14 protein-coding genes are annotated in these 15,679 nt (G+C 61.6%); 8 read left to right on the forward strand and 6 right to left on the reverse strand.

The annotated features are described in order from the left end of the window. The first annotated feature begins 23 nt into the window (after window positions 1–23). Window positions 24–998 (forward strand): 2-hydroxyacid dehydrogenase, encoded by a 975-nt coding sequence (locus tag PMI07_RS10185; RefSeq protein WP_007761604.1) that lies wholly within the window; start codon window positions 24–26, stop codon window positions 996–998. Between the two features lie 14 nt (window positions 999–1,012). Then, the gene (locus tag PMI07_RS10190; protein WP_007761602.1) at window positions 1,013–1,825 is read left to right on the forward strand and encodes a class II aldolase/adducin family protein; all 813 of its coding nucleotides are present in this window, start codon (window positions 1,013–1,015) and stop codon (window positions 1,823–1,825) included. Window positions 1,826–1,962: 137 nt separating this feature from the next. Here the strand turns inward: PMI07_RS10190 and PMI07_RS10195 are convergent, their stop codons facing one another. From PMI07_RS10195 to PMI07_RS10215, 5 genes are all read right to left on the reverse strand, one after another. Beyond that, on the reverse strand, window positions 1,963–2,946 hold the full coding sequence (locus tag PMI07_RS10195) for a tripartite tricarboxylate transporter substrate binding protein (RefSeq protein ID WP_007761600.1): 984 nt from the start codon (window positions 2,944–2,946) through the stop codon (window positions 1,963–1,965). Between the two features lie 83 nt (window positions 2,947–3,029). Then, entirely contained in the window at window positions 3,030–4,007 is a 978-nt protein-coding gene (locus tag PMI07_RS10200) for a tripartite tricarboxylate transporter substrate binding protein (protein ID WP_007761597.1), read from the reverse strand. A 70-nt stretch (window positions 4,008–4,077) separates the two neighbouring features. Beyond that, entirely contained in the window at window positions 4,078–5,061 is a 984-nt protein-coding gene (locus PMI07_RS10205; RefSeq protein ID WP_024163710.1) for a tripartite tricarboxylate transporter substrate binding protein, read from the reverse strand. Window positions 5,062–5,096: 35 nt separating this feature from the next. Continuing rightward, window positions 5,097–6,602: a tripartite tricarboxylate transporter permease gene (locus PMI07_RS10210; protein ID WP_007772806.1), complete on the reverse strand. Its 1,506-nt coding sequence runs from the start codon at window positions 6,600–6,602 to the stop codon at window positions 5,097–5,099. Between the two features lie 3 nt (window positions 6,603–6,605). Beyond that, the gene (locus PMI07_RS10215; RefSeq protein WP_007772804.1) at window positions 6,606–7,052 is read right to left on the reverse strand and encodes a tripartite tricarboxylate transporter TctB family protein; all 447 of its coding nucleotides are present in this window, start codon (window positions 7,050–7,052) and stop codon (window positions 6,606–6,608) included. A 469-nt stretch (window positions 7,053–7,521) separates the two neighbouring features. Between PMI07_RS10215 and PMI07_RS10220 the strand changes: the two genes are divergently transcribed. Beyond that, window positions 7,522–8,742 (forward strand): FAD-dependent monooxygenase, encoded by a 1,221-nt coding sequence (locus tag PMI07_RS10220; RefSeq protein WP_007772802.1) that lies wholly within the window; start codon window positions 7,522–7,524, stop codon window positions 8,740–8,742. A gap of 81 nt (window positions 8,743–8,823) precedes the next feature. After that, entirely contained in the window at window positions 8,824–10,002 is a 1,179-nt protein-coding gene (locus PMI07_RS10225; RefSeq protein ID WP_007772800.1) for a hypothetical protein, read from the forward strand. A 170-nt stretch (window positions 10,003–10,172) separates the two neighbouring features. On the opposite strand, the gene PMI07_RS10230 is transcribed toward PMI07_RS10225, so the two are convergent. Then, window positions 10,173–10,706 carry a VOC family protein gene (locus tag PMI07_RS10230; RefSeq protein WP_007772798.1) on the reverse strand — a complete coding sequence of 178 codons (534 nt, stop codon included), beginning with the start codon at window positions 10,704–10,706 and terminating at the stop codon, window positions 10,173–10,175. Window positions 10,707–10,830: 124 nt separating this feature from the next. Between PMI07_RS10230 and PMI07_RS33520 the strand changes: the two genes are divergently transcribed. The 4 genes from PMI07_RS33520 (at window position 10,831) to PMI07_RS10250 (ending at window position 15,508) form a co-directional block, all read left to right on the forward strand. Beyond that, window positions 10,831–11,622, forward strand: a complete 792-nt coding sequence (locus PMI07_RS33520; RefSeq protein ID WP_197032483.1) for a LuxR C-terminal-related transcriptional regulator — start codon at window positions 10,831–10,833, stop codon at window positions 11,620–11,622. A gap of 25 nt (window positions 11,623–11,647) precedes the next feature. Continuing rightward, window positions 11,648–12,376, forward strand: coding sequence for an SDR family oxidoreductase (locus tag PMI07_RS10240; RefSeq protein WP_007772793.1), 729 nt, complete (start codon window positions 11,648–11,650; stop codon window positions 12,374–12,376). A 114-nt stretch (window positions 12,377–12,490) separates the two neighbouring features. Further along, on the forward strand, window positions 12,491–13,354 hold the full coding sequence (locus tag PMI07_RS10245; RefSeq protein WP_024163711.1) for a p-hydroxycinnamoyl CoA hydratase/lyase: 864 nt from the start codon (window positions 12,491–12,493) through the stop codon (window positions 13,352–13,354). Window positions 13,355–13,366: 12 nt separating this feature from the next. Next, window positions 13,367–15,508, forward strand: a complete 2,142-nt coding sequence (locus PMI07_RS10250) for an acetate--CoA ligase family protein (RefSeq protein WP_024163712.1) — start codon at window positions 13,367–13,369, stop codon at window positions 15,506–15,508. Window positions 15,509–15,679 lie beyond the last annotated feature (171 nt).

Here is a 15,679-nt window from a genome sequence, read left to right on the forward strand (position 1 = left end):
TTCGATCCGAGAGGGCGGTTTCCGTGACATCAAATCAGAACACCATCCGTATCGTCGTCCTGACGGCGGTTCTGCCGGTTTCGGTGGTCTCGACGCTCGAAGGCATGGGCGGGCGGCGAATGTCCGTCGCGGACGTGCTTGGCGGAGGTGAGATGCCGGGTGTGCAGGTGCTGGTTACCGATCCCGGCGTCGGCTCCAATGCGGATGTACTTGCAAAATTCCCGGACCTGAAGCTCGTCGCCTGCTACGGCATCGGCATCGACTCGATCCATATGCCGACAGTCAAGACGCGCGGTATCGGTATTTCCAATACGCCAGGCCTTCTGACCGAGGATGTCGCCGACCTCGCCATGGCGCTGATGCTCGCTTCGGCCCGCGATATCGTGCCCCAGACCCAATATATCCGCGACGGCCGATGGACGACGATCGCGGCAAAAGTACCGCTCGGCCGGTCGCTCAAGAACAAGGCGATCGGCATTGTCGGGCTCGGTAATATCGGCACGGCGATTGCAGAACGGGCCAGCGCCTTCCGCATGCGCGTTTCCTATCATGGTCCGCGGCAGAAACCTGTCCCCTATACCTACGTGCCCGATCTCGTCGCGCTGGCGAAGGAGAGCGACTTCCTCGTCATCGCCAGCCGCGGCGGCGAAGACACGAAGAACATCGTCAACCGGCAGGTGCTGGAGGCGCTGGGACCTCAGGGCACGCTGGTCAACGTCTCGCGCGGTTCGATCGTCGACGAGGCTGCGCTGGTGGAGGCGCTCAAAACCGGCAAGTTGGGTTTTGCGGCGCTGGACGTGTTCGCCAACGAGCCAAGGGTTTCGGAAAAGCTGCTGTGGATGCCGAATGTCATCATGACCCCGCACCAGGGCAGCGCGACGACGGACACTCGCCTCGCCATGGCTCTTTTGCTGGTCGCGAATGTCGACGCGTTTTTCAAGGGAACGCCGCTGCCCACGCCGGTGGTTCCGATCGCAATCTGGGCTTTTGAAATATAGGGAGGATGTGTCACATGGCATTTCAACGTCACGTCATCGGACTGGCAGGGCAGGACGAGGGACAGGAAGTCGTCACCGAATTCGACCGGGCCTCGGTCACCGACGAGGAATGGGCCGTGCGCGTCGATCTCGCCGCCGCCTACCGGCTGGCCGCACTCTACGGCTGGGACGACCTCATCTACACGCATATCTCGGCCCGCGTCCCAGGCACCGAAAACCACTTTCTGATCAATCCGTTCGGGATGGCCTTCGACGAGATCAAGGCAAGCAACCTCGTCAAGATCGACCACGAGGCGAAGATCATCGGCAAGTCCGACTATCCGGTGAACGGTGCCGGTTTCGTCATCCATCACGCCGTGCACAAGGCGCGCCACGAACTGAACTGCGTCATGCACCTGCATACCGAGGCCGGCATGGCGCTTTCCATGCTCGATTGCGGCCTGCTGCCGCTCTCCCAGCATTCGATGTTCTTCTACAACCGCATCGGCTATCACGGTTACGAGGGTCTGGCGCTCAACATGGAAGAGCAGGAGCGGCTGATCCACGACCTCGGTCCTCACAAGAACATGATCCTCAAGAACCACGGCACCCTGACCTCGGGCGAAAGTGTCGGCGAGGCGTTCGTGTGGACCTTCTGGCTGGAAAAGGCCGCCCGCGCCCAGCTCGCCGCCATGGCTGCCCAGCCGCAGGGTCTCACGGTTCCGGCAGAGAAGATCGCCGAGCTGACCGCCCATATGTACGAGATGTCGCCGGCAAAACCGGGGCTGAAGGAATGGCCGGCGATGCTGCGCAAGCTGGATCGGATCGATCCGAGCTATCGCGATTGATTGCTGGAATACTCGCTGCCGCGAGGCTGCAGGCTTTGCGCCTCAGCCTCTGACATGAAAAAAGCCGGCTTTTCCGCCGGCTTTCTTTTTGGGTTCGATCACTGCAGCCCCTTACTTTAGCTCGGGGCGGTCGCAGCTTACTGCTGCGGGATCTGGGCGATCGCGACGTAGTCCTTCCACTCCGCGATGGTCTTGATCATCAGAGCCTGGGCTTCGGCCGGGGTAGAGATGTAGGGGTCGCCGCCCTGATCGGCCAGGAACTTCTGGGTTTCCGGCGCCTGCAGAACGGTGTTGAACCAGCCGTTGATCTTGGTGGTGATGTCTGCCGGCGTGCCCTTGGCAACCATGGCGCCCCACCAGCCGAGCTGGTCGACGTCAAAGCCCTGTTCCTTCAGGGTCGGAACGTCGGGAGCGCCCTTCATGCGTTCCGGCGAACCGACGCCGAGCAGACGGAAGCGGCCTTCGCGCTGCTGGGAGAGGGCGAAGACCGGGTCATAGGAACCGAAGTCCATCGCGCCGCTGGTGATGTCGTTGAGCGAGTCGGCGGCGGTCTTGTACTGGACCGAAACGGTCTCCAGGCCGGCTTTCTGCTTGTAGACTTCGGCCATGACCTTGCCGGAAGTGGCGTTGACGGCGTAGGAGCCGCCGTCGCCCTTTGTCTTCATGGCGGCCGTCAGTTCCTTCAGGTCCTTGTAGGGCGCGTCCTTGGCGACCGCGATCATGAAGGCCTGCTTGTTGATGGTAGCGATGGTCATCAGGTCCTTGCCGACGTCGATCGGCGGCTTCTTCATGATCCACATGTTGCCGGCGATCGAGTTGCCGGAGTGGACGAAGATCGTGTAGCCGTCCGGCTTGGAGCGCGACGTGTATTCAGCAGCGATGTTGCTGAGTGCGCCCGGCTTGTTTTCGACAATGATCGTGGCGCCCGCAACCTTGGACACCTTGTCTGCGAAATAGCGGACGAGAACGTCGGCGCCGGAACCTGCCGGGAAGGCGCAGACGAAGGTGATCGTCTGGTCCGGATAAGCGGCCTGAGCGGGCGTAACGTTTGCGATCTGCGCGACCGCCAGCATCGCCATGGCGGCGGTGGCTTGCGCGATCTTCTTAAGCCATTTTGTCACTTTTCATCTCCTGTGGCGGTTCGTAAGGGTCCCTGAGAAAGAACCTGCCGCACTATGGCCACAGGGTCTTTCAAATGGGTTGATTAATTTTGCGGAATCTTGGCCATGGCCACGTACGTTTTCCACTCCTCGACGGTTTTTGCGAGCAGTGCCTGACCCTCGTCCGGGGTGCCGACATAGACGTCGCCGCCGAACTTTGCGAGGAAGGCGACAGTATCGGGCTGAGCCAGGATTTCATTGAACAGCGCGTTGATCTTGTCGACCACCGGCTTCGGCGTCGCCTTCGGAACGAAGGAACCCCACCAGCCGAGTTGGTCGATGTCGTAGCCCTGTTCCTTGGCGGTGGGGATGTTGGGCAGCGACTTCAGCCGTATCGGCGAACCGGTCGCAAGGATCCGGACACGCTTTTCATTGGCCTGCGACAGAGCGAAGACCGGGTCGTGGACGCCGTAGTCGAGAGAGCCGCTCATCATGTCGTTGAGCGAATCCTTGGCGTCCTTGAACGAGACTTCGACAGGATCGACACCGGCGACCTGCTTGTAGATTTCGCCGAGAACCTTTCCCGACGTGGCAGCCGTTGCGTAGCTGGCGTTGTTGCCCTTTTCCTTCAGCACCTTGGTCAGTTCCTTCATGTCCTTGATCGGGCTGTCGTAAGCCACGACGAACATGAAGGCCTGCTTGTTGATGAAGGAGGTGGTCTGCAGTTCCTTGACGACGTCGATCGGCGGCGCCTTGAACAGCGACATGTTGGCCGCCGTCGAGGTGCCCGAATGGACGTAGATCGTATATCCGTCCGGCTTGGCGCGGGCGGTGTACATGGCGGCGATGTTGCCGGCGGCACCCGGCTTGTTTTCGACGATCACCGTCTGGCCGGAGACCTTGGCGAACTTCTCGGCAAAGAAGCGGACCAGAACGTCCGCGCCGGAGCCGGCCGGGAAGGCGCAGACGAACGTGATCTGGCCGTTCGGATAAGCACCCTGCGCGAATGCGCCGAAAGGCGCGAGCGCTGCGGCTGCGGCGGTCGCCATCATCAGGTTTCTGCGTGAGATTTCAGTCGTCATCGGTACAATCCTCCCTTGAATGCCCCAGTCGTTCCCATAGACAGATCCCGTGAAGCCTGTTGAACAGGCCTCAGTTTTGCGGAATCTTCGCAAGCGCCACGTAGGCGCGCCACTCCTCGACGGTCTTCGCAAGAAGCTCGTCGACCTCCTTTGGCGTACCCGTGTAGACGTCTCCGCCGAACTTGTTCAGGAATGCTTCCGTTTCCGGCTTGTTGAGCACCTCCTGGAACAGCGAGTTCAGCTTCAGGACGATATCGTCGGGCGTCTTGGCCGGCACGAACACACCCCACCATCCAAGCTGGTCGACATTGAGACCGTATTCCTTGATGGCCGGAATGTCGGGTGTCGACTTCATGCGCTGCGGCGAACCGACGGCCAGCAGCCTCAGGCGCCCCTCGCGCTGCTGGCTGAGCGCGAAGACCGGGTCAAGTGCAGCGAAATCGAGCTGGCCGCTGGTGATGTCGTTCAAGGAATCCGGCCCTGTCTTGTAGGCGACTTCGGTTGCCGAGACGCCTGCGAGCTGCAGGTAGACCTCGGCGAGAACCTTGCCGGAAGTCGCCGTCGAGCCGTAGGTGGCATCGCCGCCTTTGGCTTTGAGGTGCTCGGTGAGCTGCTTCATGTCCTTGATCGGGCTGTCGGCCGCGACCGCGATCATGAAGGGCTGCTTGTTGATGAACTGGACGCCGCGCAACGCCTTGGTGACGTCGATCGACGGTTTCTTGAACAGCGACATGTTGGCCGCGGTCGAGGTGCCGGAATGGACGTAGACCGTGTAGCCGTCGGGCTTGGCGCGGCTGACATATTCTGCGGCGATATTGCCGTTGGCGCCCGGCTTGTTCTCGACGATCACCGTCTGCTTGGAGACGGCAGCCACCTTTTCGGAGAAGAAGCGGACCAAAACGTCGGCGCCGCTGCCGGCCGGAAAGGCGCAGACGAAGGTGATCGTAGCGTTGGGATAGCCGGATTGCGCGAACGAGACGCCTGGCAGGACGGCGGCCATGGCCGCCGCCGCAATCAGGGTGCGTCTTGTCAGTTTCAGATGTTGTTCAGTCATTGGCTCCTCCTCCAAAACTGTTGCGGAATTGTCGTCTATTCCTCCTGGAACGCCTCCTCGCGGGTCTTGCGGAACTGCGGGAAGATGATCAGGCAGAGCATCAGGACCGTCGCCACCAGAAGCGTGGCCGAGATCGGACGATTGATGAAGATCGTCGGGTCGCCGCGCGAGATGACCAGCGAGCGGCGCAGGTTTTCCTCCATCAGCGGGCCGAGAATGAAGCCGAGCACCATGGGTGCGGGCTCGCAGCCGAGCTTGAAGAGGAGGTAACCGAAGACCGTGAAGACGATCATCAGTACCATCATGAACGGCTCGGTGCTGGTCGAGTACACGCCGATCGCACAGAACAGCAGGATCGCCGGGTAGAGCAGCCGGTAGGGAACCGACAGCAGCTTCACCCAGATGCCGATCATCGGCAGGTTGATGACCACGAGCATCAGGTTGCCGATCCACATCGAGGCGACCATGCCCCAGAAGAGGTCGGGGCGGGTGGTCATGACGGCGGCGCCCGGCTGGATGCCCTGGATGATCATCGCGCCCATCATGATCGCCATGATCGGGTTCGACGGAATGCCGAGCGTCAGCAGCGGGATGAACGAGGTCTGGGCGGCGGCGTTGTTGGCCGATTCTGGACCTGCAACGCCTTCCACGGCGCCGTGGCCGAACTTGCGCGGGTTCTTGGAGATCTTCTTCTCCAGCGTATAACTGGCGAAAGAGGCGAGAACCGCGCCACCACCCGGCAGGATGCCGAGGATGGAACCAAGGCCGGTGCCGCGCAGAGCCGCCGGAATGGAGTCCCTGAATTCCTGCTTGTTGGGCCACAGGTCGCGCATGCGGGTGCTGATCGTTTCGCGCGGCGGCGGCGGGTTTTCCAGGTTGCGGATGATTTCCACGATACCGAAGAGACCGAGGACCAGCGGCAGGAAGTCGATCCCTTCCCAGAGGCCGGAGAGGCTGAACGTATAACGGGTGAGACCGGTGTTGATATCGGTGCCGACGAGGCCGAGCAGCAGTCCGATCAGGACCATGGCGACCGCCTTGAGGACGGAGCCGTGTGCCAGCACGATCGCCATGACGAGGCCGAGCAGCATGAGCGCGAAATAGTCCGGCGAGTTGAACTGCTGGGCGATCGAAGCGAGCGGCGGGCCGAAGGCTGCGATGAAGACCGTACCGATCGTACCAGCGAAAAACGAGCCGAGAGCGGCGATCGCGAGTGCGGCGCCCGCGCGGCCCTTGCGGGCCATTTGATGGCCTTCGATACAGGTGACCACCGAGGAGGCTTCGCCCGGCATGTTGACCAGGATCGAGGTGGTCGAGCCGCCGTATTGGGCGCCGTAATAGATGCCGGCGAGCATGATCAGTGATGACAGAGGATCAAGGCCAAAGGTGATCGGCAAGAGGATGGCGAGCGCCGGGATAGGTCCGATGCCAGGGAGAACGCCGATCAGCGTACCGAGAACGGTGCCGATCAGACAGAACATCAGATTTTCCAGCGAACCCGCCGCCATGAAGCCGGTTGCGAGGTGTTCAAAGACTTCCATGGATTACCTGCCCCACCAGACGGGCATAGGCTGCCCAAGCGCATAGACGAAGATGATGACGACGAACGCCGCGGTGGTGACTGCAAAGACGACGGTCTCGACGAGGTTGACGTCACGCCGCGCATAGGCGGCGAACAGGATCAACAGGATCGAGGAGATGACCGCGCCGATCTCCGCGATCAGCATGCCGAAGGCGGCAATCGCCAGCAGGATGAAGATGATCGGTCGGAACTGGATGCGTTCGATGGCCGGACCTTCGATCGCCAGCGACTTTGCCGTGACGATCAGGCCGATCAGGGCGATCAGACCGCAGATGATCATCGGGAAATAGCCAGGGCCCATATTACGGGCGGAACCGAAGGTGAGGTCCGAACCGACATAGAGGCCGATCGCGCCGAAAAGGATGAACAAGATGCCCGCGCCGAAATCCTGCGGACTTTTGATGACCATGGTTTCCTCCCTGAAAACCTGACTGTGTGAACCGGTCCGGCTCCGCTTGGGCGCCGGCCAGACCGCTATTACGCATGCTCCTCAGACCGCGCCTCGAACCCGCGGCCATGAATTCGTCTATAGGCAACTAGATTTGACTATATACAAGAGTAACCCTCTTGTCAGTCAACCGAATTCCGCTGTTTCCGGTCGACCAGATACCGCAGCCCCCCCTATCTTCGATCCTAGCGCAATTATATCAGGAAACCAGATATCGCAGGTGTAATTTGGTGACATCCTTTCCTGTTTTTGGTCTGTGGATTGAAACTTTCAATTGCAGTCGCCTTCTCCCCTAGGCCTGTCCGCTGGCTCCTTGGGGGGCAGATATGAAATTGGTTTTGAACAAAGTCAATTATACTTTATCAAAAATGGTTGACAGGCGCATGCGCGCCGGGAGAGATTGTCGGTCACGATTTCAAAGGATAACAAAATGAAGATTTCAATTGTGGGAGGGGGAATTGGTGGTCTGACAGCGGCATTGTCGCTGCTCCGCCAAGGGTTTGACGTCGACGTGTACGAGCAGGCGGTCGAGTTGAAGGAGGTCGGCGCCGGCGTTCAGGTCAGCGCCAACGGTACGCGAATCCTGTTTTCGCTCGGGCTTGAAGAAGACATCATGTCGGTCGCCTCGCAGGCGCAGGGCAAGGAGATTCGTCTCTGGAACACCGGGCAGACCTGGAAACTGTTCGACCTCGGTCCGCTCTCCATCGAACGCTACGGCTTTCCCTACATCACCATCCACCGAAACGACCTCCACCAGACACTGGCTGCGGGCGTGCGCCGCATCAAGCCCGATGCGATCAAGCTCTCCAAGAAATGCGTCGGGATAACCCAGGACGACAAGGGTGCGACGATCACCTTCGCCGATGGCACTTCCGCGACGTCTGATATCGTAGTCGGCGCCGACGGCGTGCATTCGAAGATTCGCGAGACGCTGTTCGGCCGCGACGATCCGAAATTCACCGGCATCGTCGCCTGGCGTGGTGTCATCCCGGTCGAGCGCCTGCCGGAGCACATGCTGCGCCCGGTCGGCACGAACTGGATCGGTCCCGGCGGCCACGTCATCCAGTACCTGCTGCGCGGCGGCAAGCTGATGAACTATGTCTCGGTTGTCGAGCGCTCCAACTGGCAGGTGGAATCCTGGTCGGTCGCTGGTACGACGGAAGAGTGCCTAGCCGATTACCAGGGCTGGCATGAGGACATCCACACTCTGATCAAGGCGATCGACGTGCCTTACAAATGGGCGCTGATGTTGCGTCCACCGATGGACGACTGGACCCGCGGCCGCGTCACGCTGCTCGGAGACGCCTGTCATCCCACCTTGCCATTCCTCGCCCAGGGTGCGGTCATGGCGATCGAGGACGGTTTCGTGCTTGCCCGCGCACTTGCCGAGAACAATGGCAAATACGAAGCGGCCTTCGCCGGTTACGAGGCGGCCCGCGTCGAGCGTACCGGCAAGATCGTCCGTGGTGCGGAAGGTAATCTCAGCCGTTTCCACAATGCCGCGCTGAAGGATCCGAAGCTCGCCGAAGACTACGTCAATGCCGAATGGCAGGAAGACAAGGTCAAGCAGCGCTACGAATGGTTATTCACCTACGACGCCACCTCGGTGCCGGTCGTGGCGGGAAGCAAGTCGCCGGAAGCCGTCGCCTAAGGTCGCGACAACAGCTCAATCTCGAAAGCCCGTTCGCCGGTTCCGCCGGCCGAGCGGGTGAAGCATAACGGGTAGGACACCATGACCACCAAGGCGGAATGGCAGCGGATCCCGCTGATCGTCTCCTTTCCGGAGACCGCGAAATATACCGAGACCTACGGCTTCGCCGGCAATTCCGGCAGGGTGAACCTCGAAGGCCAGCTTCTGCGTGGCGCGAACGCGCCGTCGAAGACGGTCTATGTCTTCATGCACCCGACCTCGACGCTGCAGCTTCTGCCGATGCCGACGGCGCTTGCCGCTGCCGGCCTGCACGTACTCTGCGCCGCAAGCCGCTATCCGAAGAACGACACCGCTCTCATCATGGAAAAGGTGGCGATCGACCTCGGCAAGTGGCTCGATTATGCCAGAAGCGAACTCGGCTACGAAAAGGTCGTGCTGGTCGGCTGGTCGGGCGGCGGTTCACTGTCGCTGTTCTACCAGGCTCAGGCCGAGAACCCGACCATCACCCACACGCCGGCCGGCGACGAGGTCAATCTCGTTGAAGCCGGGCTAAAGCCCGCCGACGGCGTGATCTTCATCGCAGCCCACCTGTCGCGTGCCGAAACGCTGACCGAATGGCTCGACCCGTCGGTTCTCGACGAGCTGAACCCGGATCTGCGTGATCCGGAATTCGATATCTATTCGCCGGACTGCTCGCACCAGCCGCCCTATTCGAAGGAATTCGTCGAGCGGTTCCGCGCGGTCCAGGTCGCCCGCAATCGCAAGATCACCCAGTGGGCGCTCGACATGTTGGCCGAACTGAAGCGCCGCGGTTCCTACGAACAGGAACGCGCCTTCGTGGTCCACCGCACCATGTGCGACGTGCGCTGGTTCGACGGCACGATCGACCCCAACGACCGGCCGATCGGCAAAAGCTATATGGGCGATCCGCGCACCGTGAACGTCGGCCCGGTCGGGCTTGCCCGCTTCACGACGCTGCGCTCCTGGCTTTCTCAGTGGAGCTACGATCTGTCGAACGCCAAAGGGCCGATGAACGCGGCGCTGATCAAGCGCTCGCCGGTGCTGCAGATCGAGAACAATGCCGACGAGGCGGTTCCGGCGACGCACAATCCGACGATCCGGGCAGCACTTGCAACCGAGAACAAGGAATACATGACGATCCCGCACGCGACCCATTATTACCTCGGCCAGCCGGAGCTTCTCAAAGCCTGCATCGACCGGGTGATCGACTGGAGCCGCCGCCAGGGACTGTTGGCATGAGAACAGGCCGGAGTTCGCGGGGAGCGGGCTCCGGACCATGGGGAGGTTTGATCGTGCGCTTTAATAAAAAGCACCACCGTCCAGGCCCGATCGGTCGTGCTCCAATTTCATCTTCCGCCTTCATGGCGGGATCGGGGGCTCGACATGCGTCCGGCCTCCAATTGGCTACCTCAAGCGGCGACCGACTTCTTGGCGATCATGCCGGCCTTCTTCTGAATCCACGCCTTCATGGCGTCATGGGCTTCCGAAGCGGCCTGTTCCAGATAGCCCGGTTCTTCCGTGCGGGCGGTGATTTCCAGGCGCAGGCCGTTAGGGTCGAAGAAGTAGATCGAGTTGATGAATTCGTGGTCGATGACGTCGGTCGTCTTCACGCCGGCATCCTGCAGCCGCTTCTTGAACTTCAGGACTTCATCAACCGAATCGACTTCCATGGCGAAGTGCTGGACCCAGTCCGGCGTGTTCGGCGAGGGAAGGGGCATGATGTTTTCGCCGAGGTCGAAGAAGGCCATATAGGAGCCGTCACCCATTTCGAAGAAGAAATGTGCGTAGGGCTTTTCTTCGCCCGTCGAAGGCACCTTGTCTGCGGTCATGCAGTTGACCAGCGGCAGGCCAAGCAGGTCCTCGTAGAACTTGCGGGTCTCTTCGCCATCACGGCAGGGGTAGGAAAAGTGATAGAGTTTGCGAAGCTTAGGTGCGTCAACCATGGTGGTTCCTCCATATCCAGGCTTGTTGCATTGGCCGTGATGGTAGGCCTTTGCCGGTCCTCCCATGTCCACCTTAAGGGTGGACATGCTCAAGACGGATTTATTCTCAGCCCTGGGGGCGTCAATGCCTGCGCTTGATGTAGATAGCGTGGCCGTCATGGCCGCCCTGATGGACGAGGTCGGCGAGCCCGGCTTCCCTGAAAAATTCCTGGAGACGCTGCGCGGCATCGCGGGCACGGACTTCTGTTCCGCCTTCCAGGCCGAGGAAGACGGGTCGCTCACCTATCTCTTCGCCTGCGGTTATCACTCGACCATTCCGGGCTTTGCCGAGCGCGCCTCGCTCGATTACGCCCGCCGTTACTGGCAGCGCGACCGGGTGACCCGCCAGATGCTGAACGGAGGCCTCGGACTTGCCAAGGTGCAGGTGGTGCGTCAGGCCTGGAACGGCATCCGCGACCCAGAATACCGCCGCGACTGTTACGAGCGTGCCCATGTGCTCGAACGCCTGACCATCTATCACTCAGAGGAACCGCGGATCTTCGCCAGCCTCTATCGCACCCGCGAAAGCGGCCCGTTCCCGCTCTCCGCGGTCGAACGGCTGGAAGCCTTCGCACCGCTCCTGATGGCTATGGTCGTCAAGCATGTGCGCCTGCAGGGCAGGCTGCATGCCGCACCATTGCATCCACCGCAGCAGGAAATTGCCGGACGGCTGTTGCAGGCAGGGTTTGCGCTTTCGGGCCGCGAGGCGGAGGTTTCTGCGGGCCTGCTGCTCGGGCGCACACATCGGGAGATTTCTGAAAAGGTCGGGCTCGCACTTTCGAGCATCGTCACTTATCGCCAACGCGCCTACCGCAAGCTGGGGGTCAACGACCGCCGCGGGCTCGAAGCGCTTTATGAAGGAATTTTGCGCGTTTAGCGCATCAATCGGGGGAGTGTTTCGAATGATTTCTATCAAGGACCGTATCGCCATCGTTACCGGCGCCAGCTCAGGGATAGGCTGGGGCATCGCCAAGGCGATTGCCGCGGAAGGCGCCATAACCGTGCTTGCCGCCCGCAGCGCCGACAAGCTTGAAAAACTGGCGGTCGAAATCGAGGCTGAAGGCGGCCGCGCTTTCGTCGTGCCGACCGACGTCACCGATGACGCGCAGGTCGAGAAGCTGTTCGCCGCCGTCAAGGAAAAATACGGCCGGCTCGACATCTTGATCAACAATGCCGGCATCGCCGACCACACGCCGGTCGAAAAGCTCACCAACGAGCGCTGGCACGAGGTGATCGGAGCGAACCTGCACTCGGTGTTCTATTGCAGCCGCGCCGCCTTCACCATCATGCAGGAACAGAAGCGCGGCCGGATCATCAACATGGGCAGCCTGTCGTCCAAGGTTCCGCGCGGCCATACCGCCGCCTATACGGCAAGCAAGTTCGCCCTCGAAGGCCTCACCCGCTCGCTTGCCGTCGATGGCCGGGAACACGGGATCGCGGTCTCCATGGTGCATCCGGGTTCTACGGTCAGCTCGCTGGTTCCCGGCGTCACGGACAAGGTCCGCCCCGCCACCATGATGCCACTGGACGTGGCGCGAATCGTGGTGCTGATGGCGACCCTGCCGGACGATGTGAACCTTTACGAAAGCATCATCCTGCCGGTCGAAATGCCGTTCCTCGGCCGCGGTTAAGCATCGGTTCAGCACATCGTGAAGCGGCTTTCTTTTCGCAGGGTCTCAGACGGAAAGCCGCTTGACGCATATTCGGGTCCCTGATATCCAATTCCCCAGCAGGGAGAAATTGCTATGGAAAACCAGACCGAATCCGCCGCCCCAGACCAGATCGCTGGCAAGTGGGGTGAATATGTTACCGTGGAATTCGACGAGGGCATCGCCTGGGTGACACTCAATCGTCCGAAGCAGCGCAACGCCATCAACCCCGGCATCGTCTGGGAAATGAACGCCATCATGGATGCGCTGGAAGAAGACGACCGCTGCAAGGTGATGGTCGTCACCGGTGCGGGCGAATCCTTCTCTGCCGGCATGGACCTCAAGGAGTATTTTCGCCCCCCCGACAAGGTGCCGCCGATCCAGCGCGAACGCCTTTTCCGGGCAAACGCCGCATGGCAGTGGCGTCGCATGATGTATTACCCGAAGCCGACCATTTCGATGGTCAACGGCTGGTGTTTCGGCGGCGCCTTCCAGTTCCTGGTCGGTTGCGATCTGGCGATCGCTTCCGAAGAAGCCGTGTTCGGCCTCTCGGAAATCAACTGGGGCATCATCCCGGCCGGGATCGTCACCAAGTCGGTGCTGGAGACGATGAGCTTCCGCGACGCGATGTACTATATCATGACCGGCGAGACCTTTACCGGACGCCAGGCTGCCGAGATGAAGCTGGTCAACAAGGCGGTCGCGCCGGAAGAGCTGAAAGCCGAGACCCGCAAGCTTGCCATGACGCTGATCGGCAAGAACCCCTTCGTGCTGCGTCAGGCCAAGACCGCCTGCCGCTTCACCCGCGACCTCACCTGGGAACAGGCCGGCGAATACCTGATGGCGAAGTCCGACCAGACCGAGCTGCGCGATCCGGACAACGGTCGCAATACTGGCATGAGTCAGTTCCTGGACGAGAAATCCTTCCGTCCGGGCCTCGGTGCCTATCGTCGCGACTAAGAAGTGGCTCCCATGGCTGATACGATGACTACAGCTCCCAAGGCGCTTGATCCGGCCAAGCCGTTCGATCTTGACCGTCTGCTCCGCCCACGATCCATCGCGATCGTGGGCGCGTCGCCGGACCCCGCCTCGATCGGCGGCGGCGTACTCGCCAACCTGGAACTCTTCAACTATGCGGGCGACCTGCATCTGGTCAGCCGCTCGCGCGACGAGATCAACGGCCGCCCCTGCGTGAAGACCATCGGCGACCTGCCTGATGGCGTCGACGTGGTGATCCTCATCGTGCCCCAGGCAGCGATCAAGGATTCTGTTCTCGCCTGCGTCGAGCGGGACGTGGCGGGCGTCATCGTCTACTCGTCCGGTTTCGCCGAAGCCGGCGAGGAGGGCCGCCAGCAGCAGGACGAACTTGCCGAGATCTGCCGCAAGGCTGGCATGGCCATGCTCGGCCCCAACTGCATGGGCTATACCAATTATGTCGACGGCATTCCGCTGACCTTCGAACCGGTCGACCTGCGCGGTGTCGGCGAGCGTTCGCGCGTCGCCATCGTTGCCCAGAGCGGTGCTACCGCGGCAAACATCCGCTTTGCCATGCATTCCCGCGAGATCGCGGTTTCTTATGTGATCGCCACCGGCAACGAGGCCGTTATCGCTGTCGAAGACCTGATCGCCTGGCTGATCGAAGGCAAGGACAACGACGCCATCGCGGTTTATGTCGAGCAGGTCAAGAACCCGCAGAAATTCCTCACCGTCGCCCGGCGCGCCCGCGAACTCGGCAAGCCCATCGTCATGCTACATCCGGGCTCTAGCGAACGCGGGAAGGCCGCGGCGCAGTCGCATACCGGGGCGCTCGCCGGCGACCACGCGCTGATGCAGGCCGCCGTCCGGAACGAGGCCGTTGCGCTGGTCGAGACGACCGACGAACTGTTCGACGTTACGGCAATCCTTGCCCGATATCCGTCGCCGCCGCCTGGCGAAGCGGGCATCGTCACCAATTCGGGCGCCATCCGTGGCCTCTGCTTCGATTTCTGCGAACGCGTCGGCCTGCCGATCGCCACCCTGTCGCAAGAGGTGCATGCGGAGCTCACCACGCAGGTACCGCCCTATGTGCATGTCGACAACCCGTTCGACATCGGCACGACCGGGTTTTCCAATCCCGGCATTTTCGGCACCTCCACAGCATCCATGCTGAAGGACCCGAGCGTCGGCATCGTCTTCCTGTCACATGCCGGCGGTTCGCCGCCGATGCAGATCAAGAAGTCCGATGCGATCATCCCGGTTGCCGCGACTGCGACAAAGCCCGTCATCCTCAACATCATCGGCGACGACTATCCCCTCGACCCAACCTTCATGAGGGCGGTGCGCGACAGTGGCATCCCGTTCTTCCGCTCGCCGGAACGCGCATTGCGAGCCATGGCGGTCGTCATGAACTATGCGGCAGCACTTGCCGCTACCCGCGACCGTGCTCCTGAAGGTGCGCGCCTCGCCACGGTCCCGGCATCCGGCCCGGTCGTCGAATACGAAGGCAAGCGGATTCTTTCCGATCTCGGCATCCAGATCCCCAAGGGGGCGCTGGCGAAATCCGCCGCCGAAGCCGTGAAGATCGCATCCGATATCGGTTATCCGGTGGTCATGAAGGCTCAGGCAGCCGAACTTGCGCACAAGAGCGATGTCGGTGGCGTCATCGTCAACATCACCGACGAGGCGGCGCTGCGGGCGGCTCATGAAAAGATGTATGCGAGCATCGCAACGCACAAGCCGGGCCTCACGCTCGACGGCGTGCTGATCGAGGGCATGGCGCGCCAGGGCCTCGAAATGGTGGTCGGCGCCAAGCGCGACCCATTATGGGGTCCGGTGGTGCTTGTCGGCCTTGGCGGCGTCTGGATCGAGGCGCTGGCGGATGCCCGCCTGCTGCCGGCCGATATCAGCCGCGAGCGGGCGATTGCCGAAATCCACAAGCTGAAAGCGTCGAAGCTGCTGGGGCCGTTCCGCGGCCAGCCGGGGCGCGATGTCGAGGCGATCGCCGATGTCGTCGTCAAACTCGGCGCGCTGATGCGCTCGACGCCCGAGATCACCGAAGTCGATATCAACCCGCTCGTTGTCTATGGCGAAGGGGACGGAGTTCTGGCTCTCGACGCACTATTCGTGGTGCGGTGAATTTCGAGTGGGAGGGTTCCCCCTCATCCGCCTGCCGGCACCTTCTCCCCCTTGGGGAGAAGAAATATGCCGCATCGTCGCCGCTTCTCCTCTCCCCTTGGGGAGAGGGTGGCCGAGCGGAGCGGAGGCCGGGTGAGGGGGCGACGCCCACTATTTCCTTAGGCAATCACG

This window comes from Rhizobium sp. CF080 (genome assembly GCF_000282095.2).
Classification (GTDB): Bacteria; Pseudomonadota; Alphaproteobacteria; order Rhizobiales; family Rhizobiaceae; genus Neorhizobium.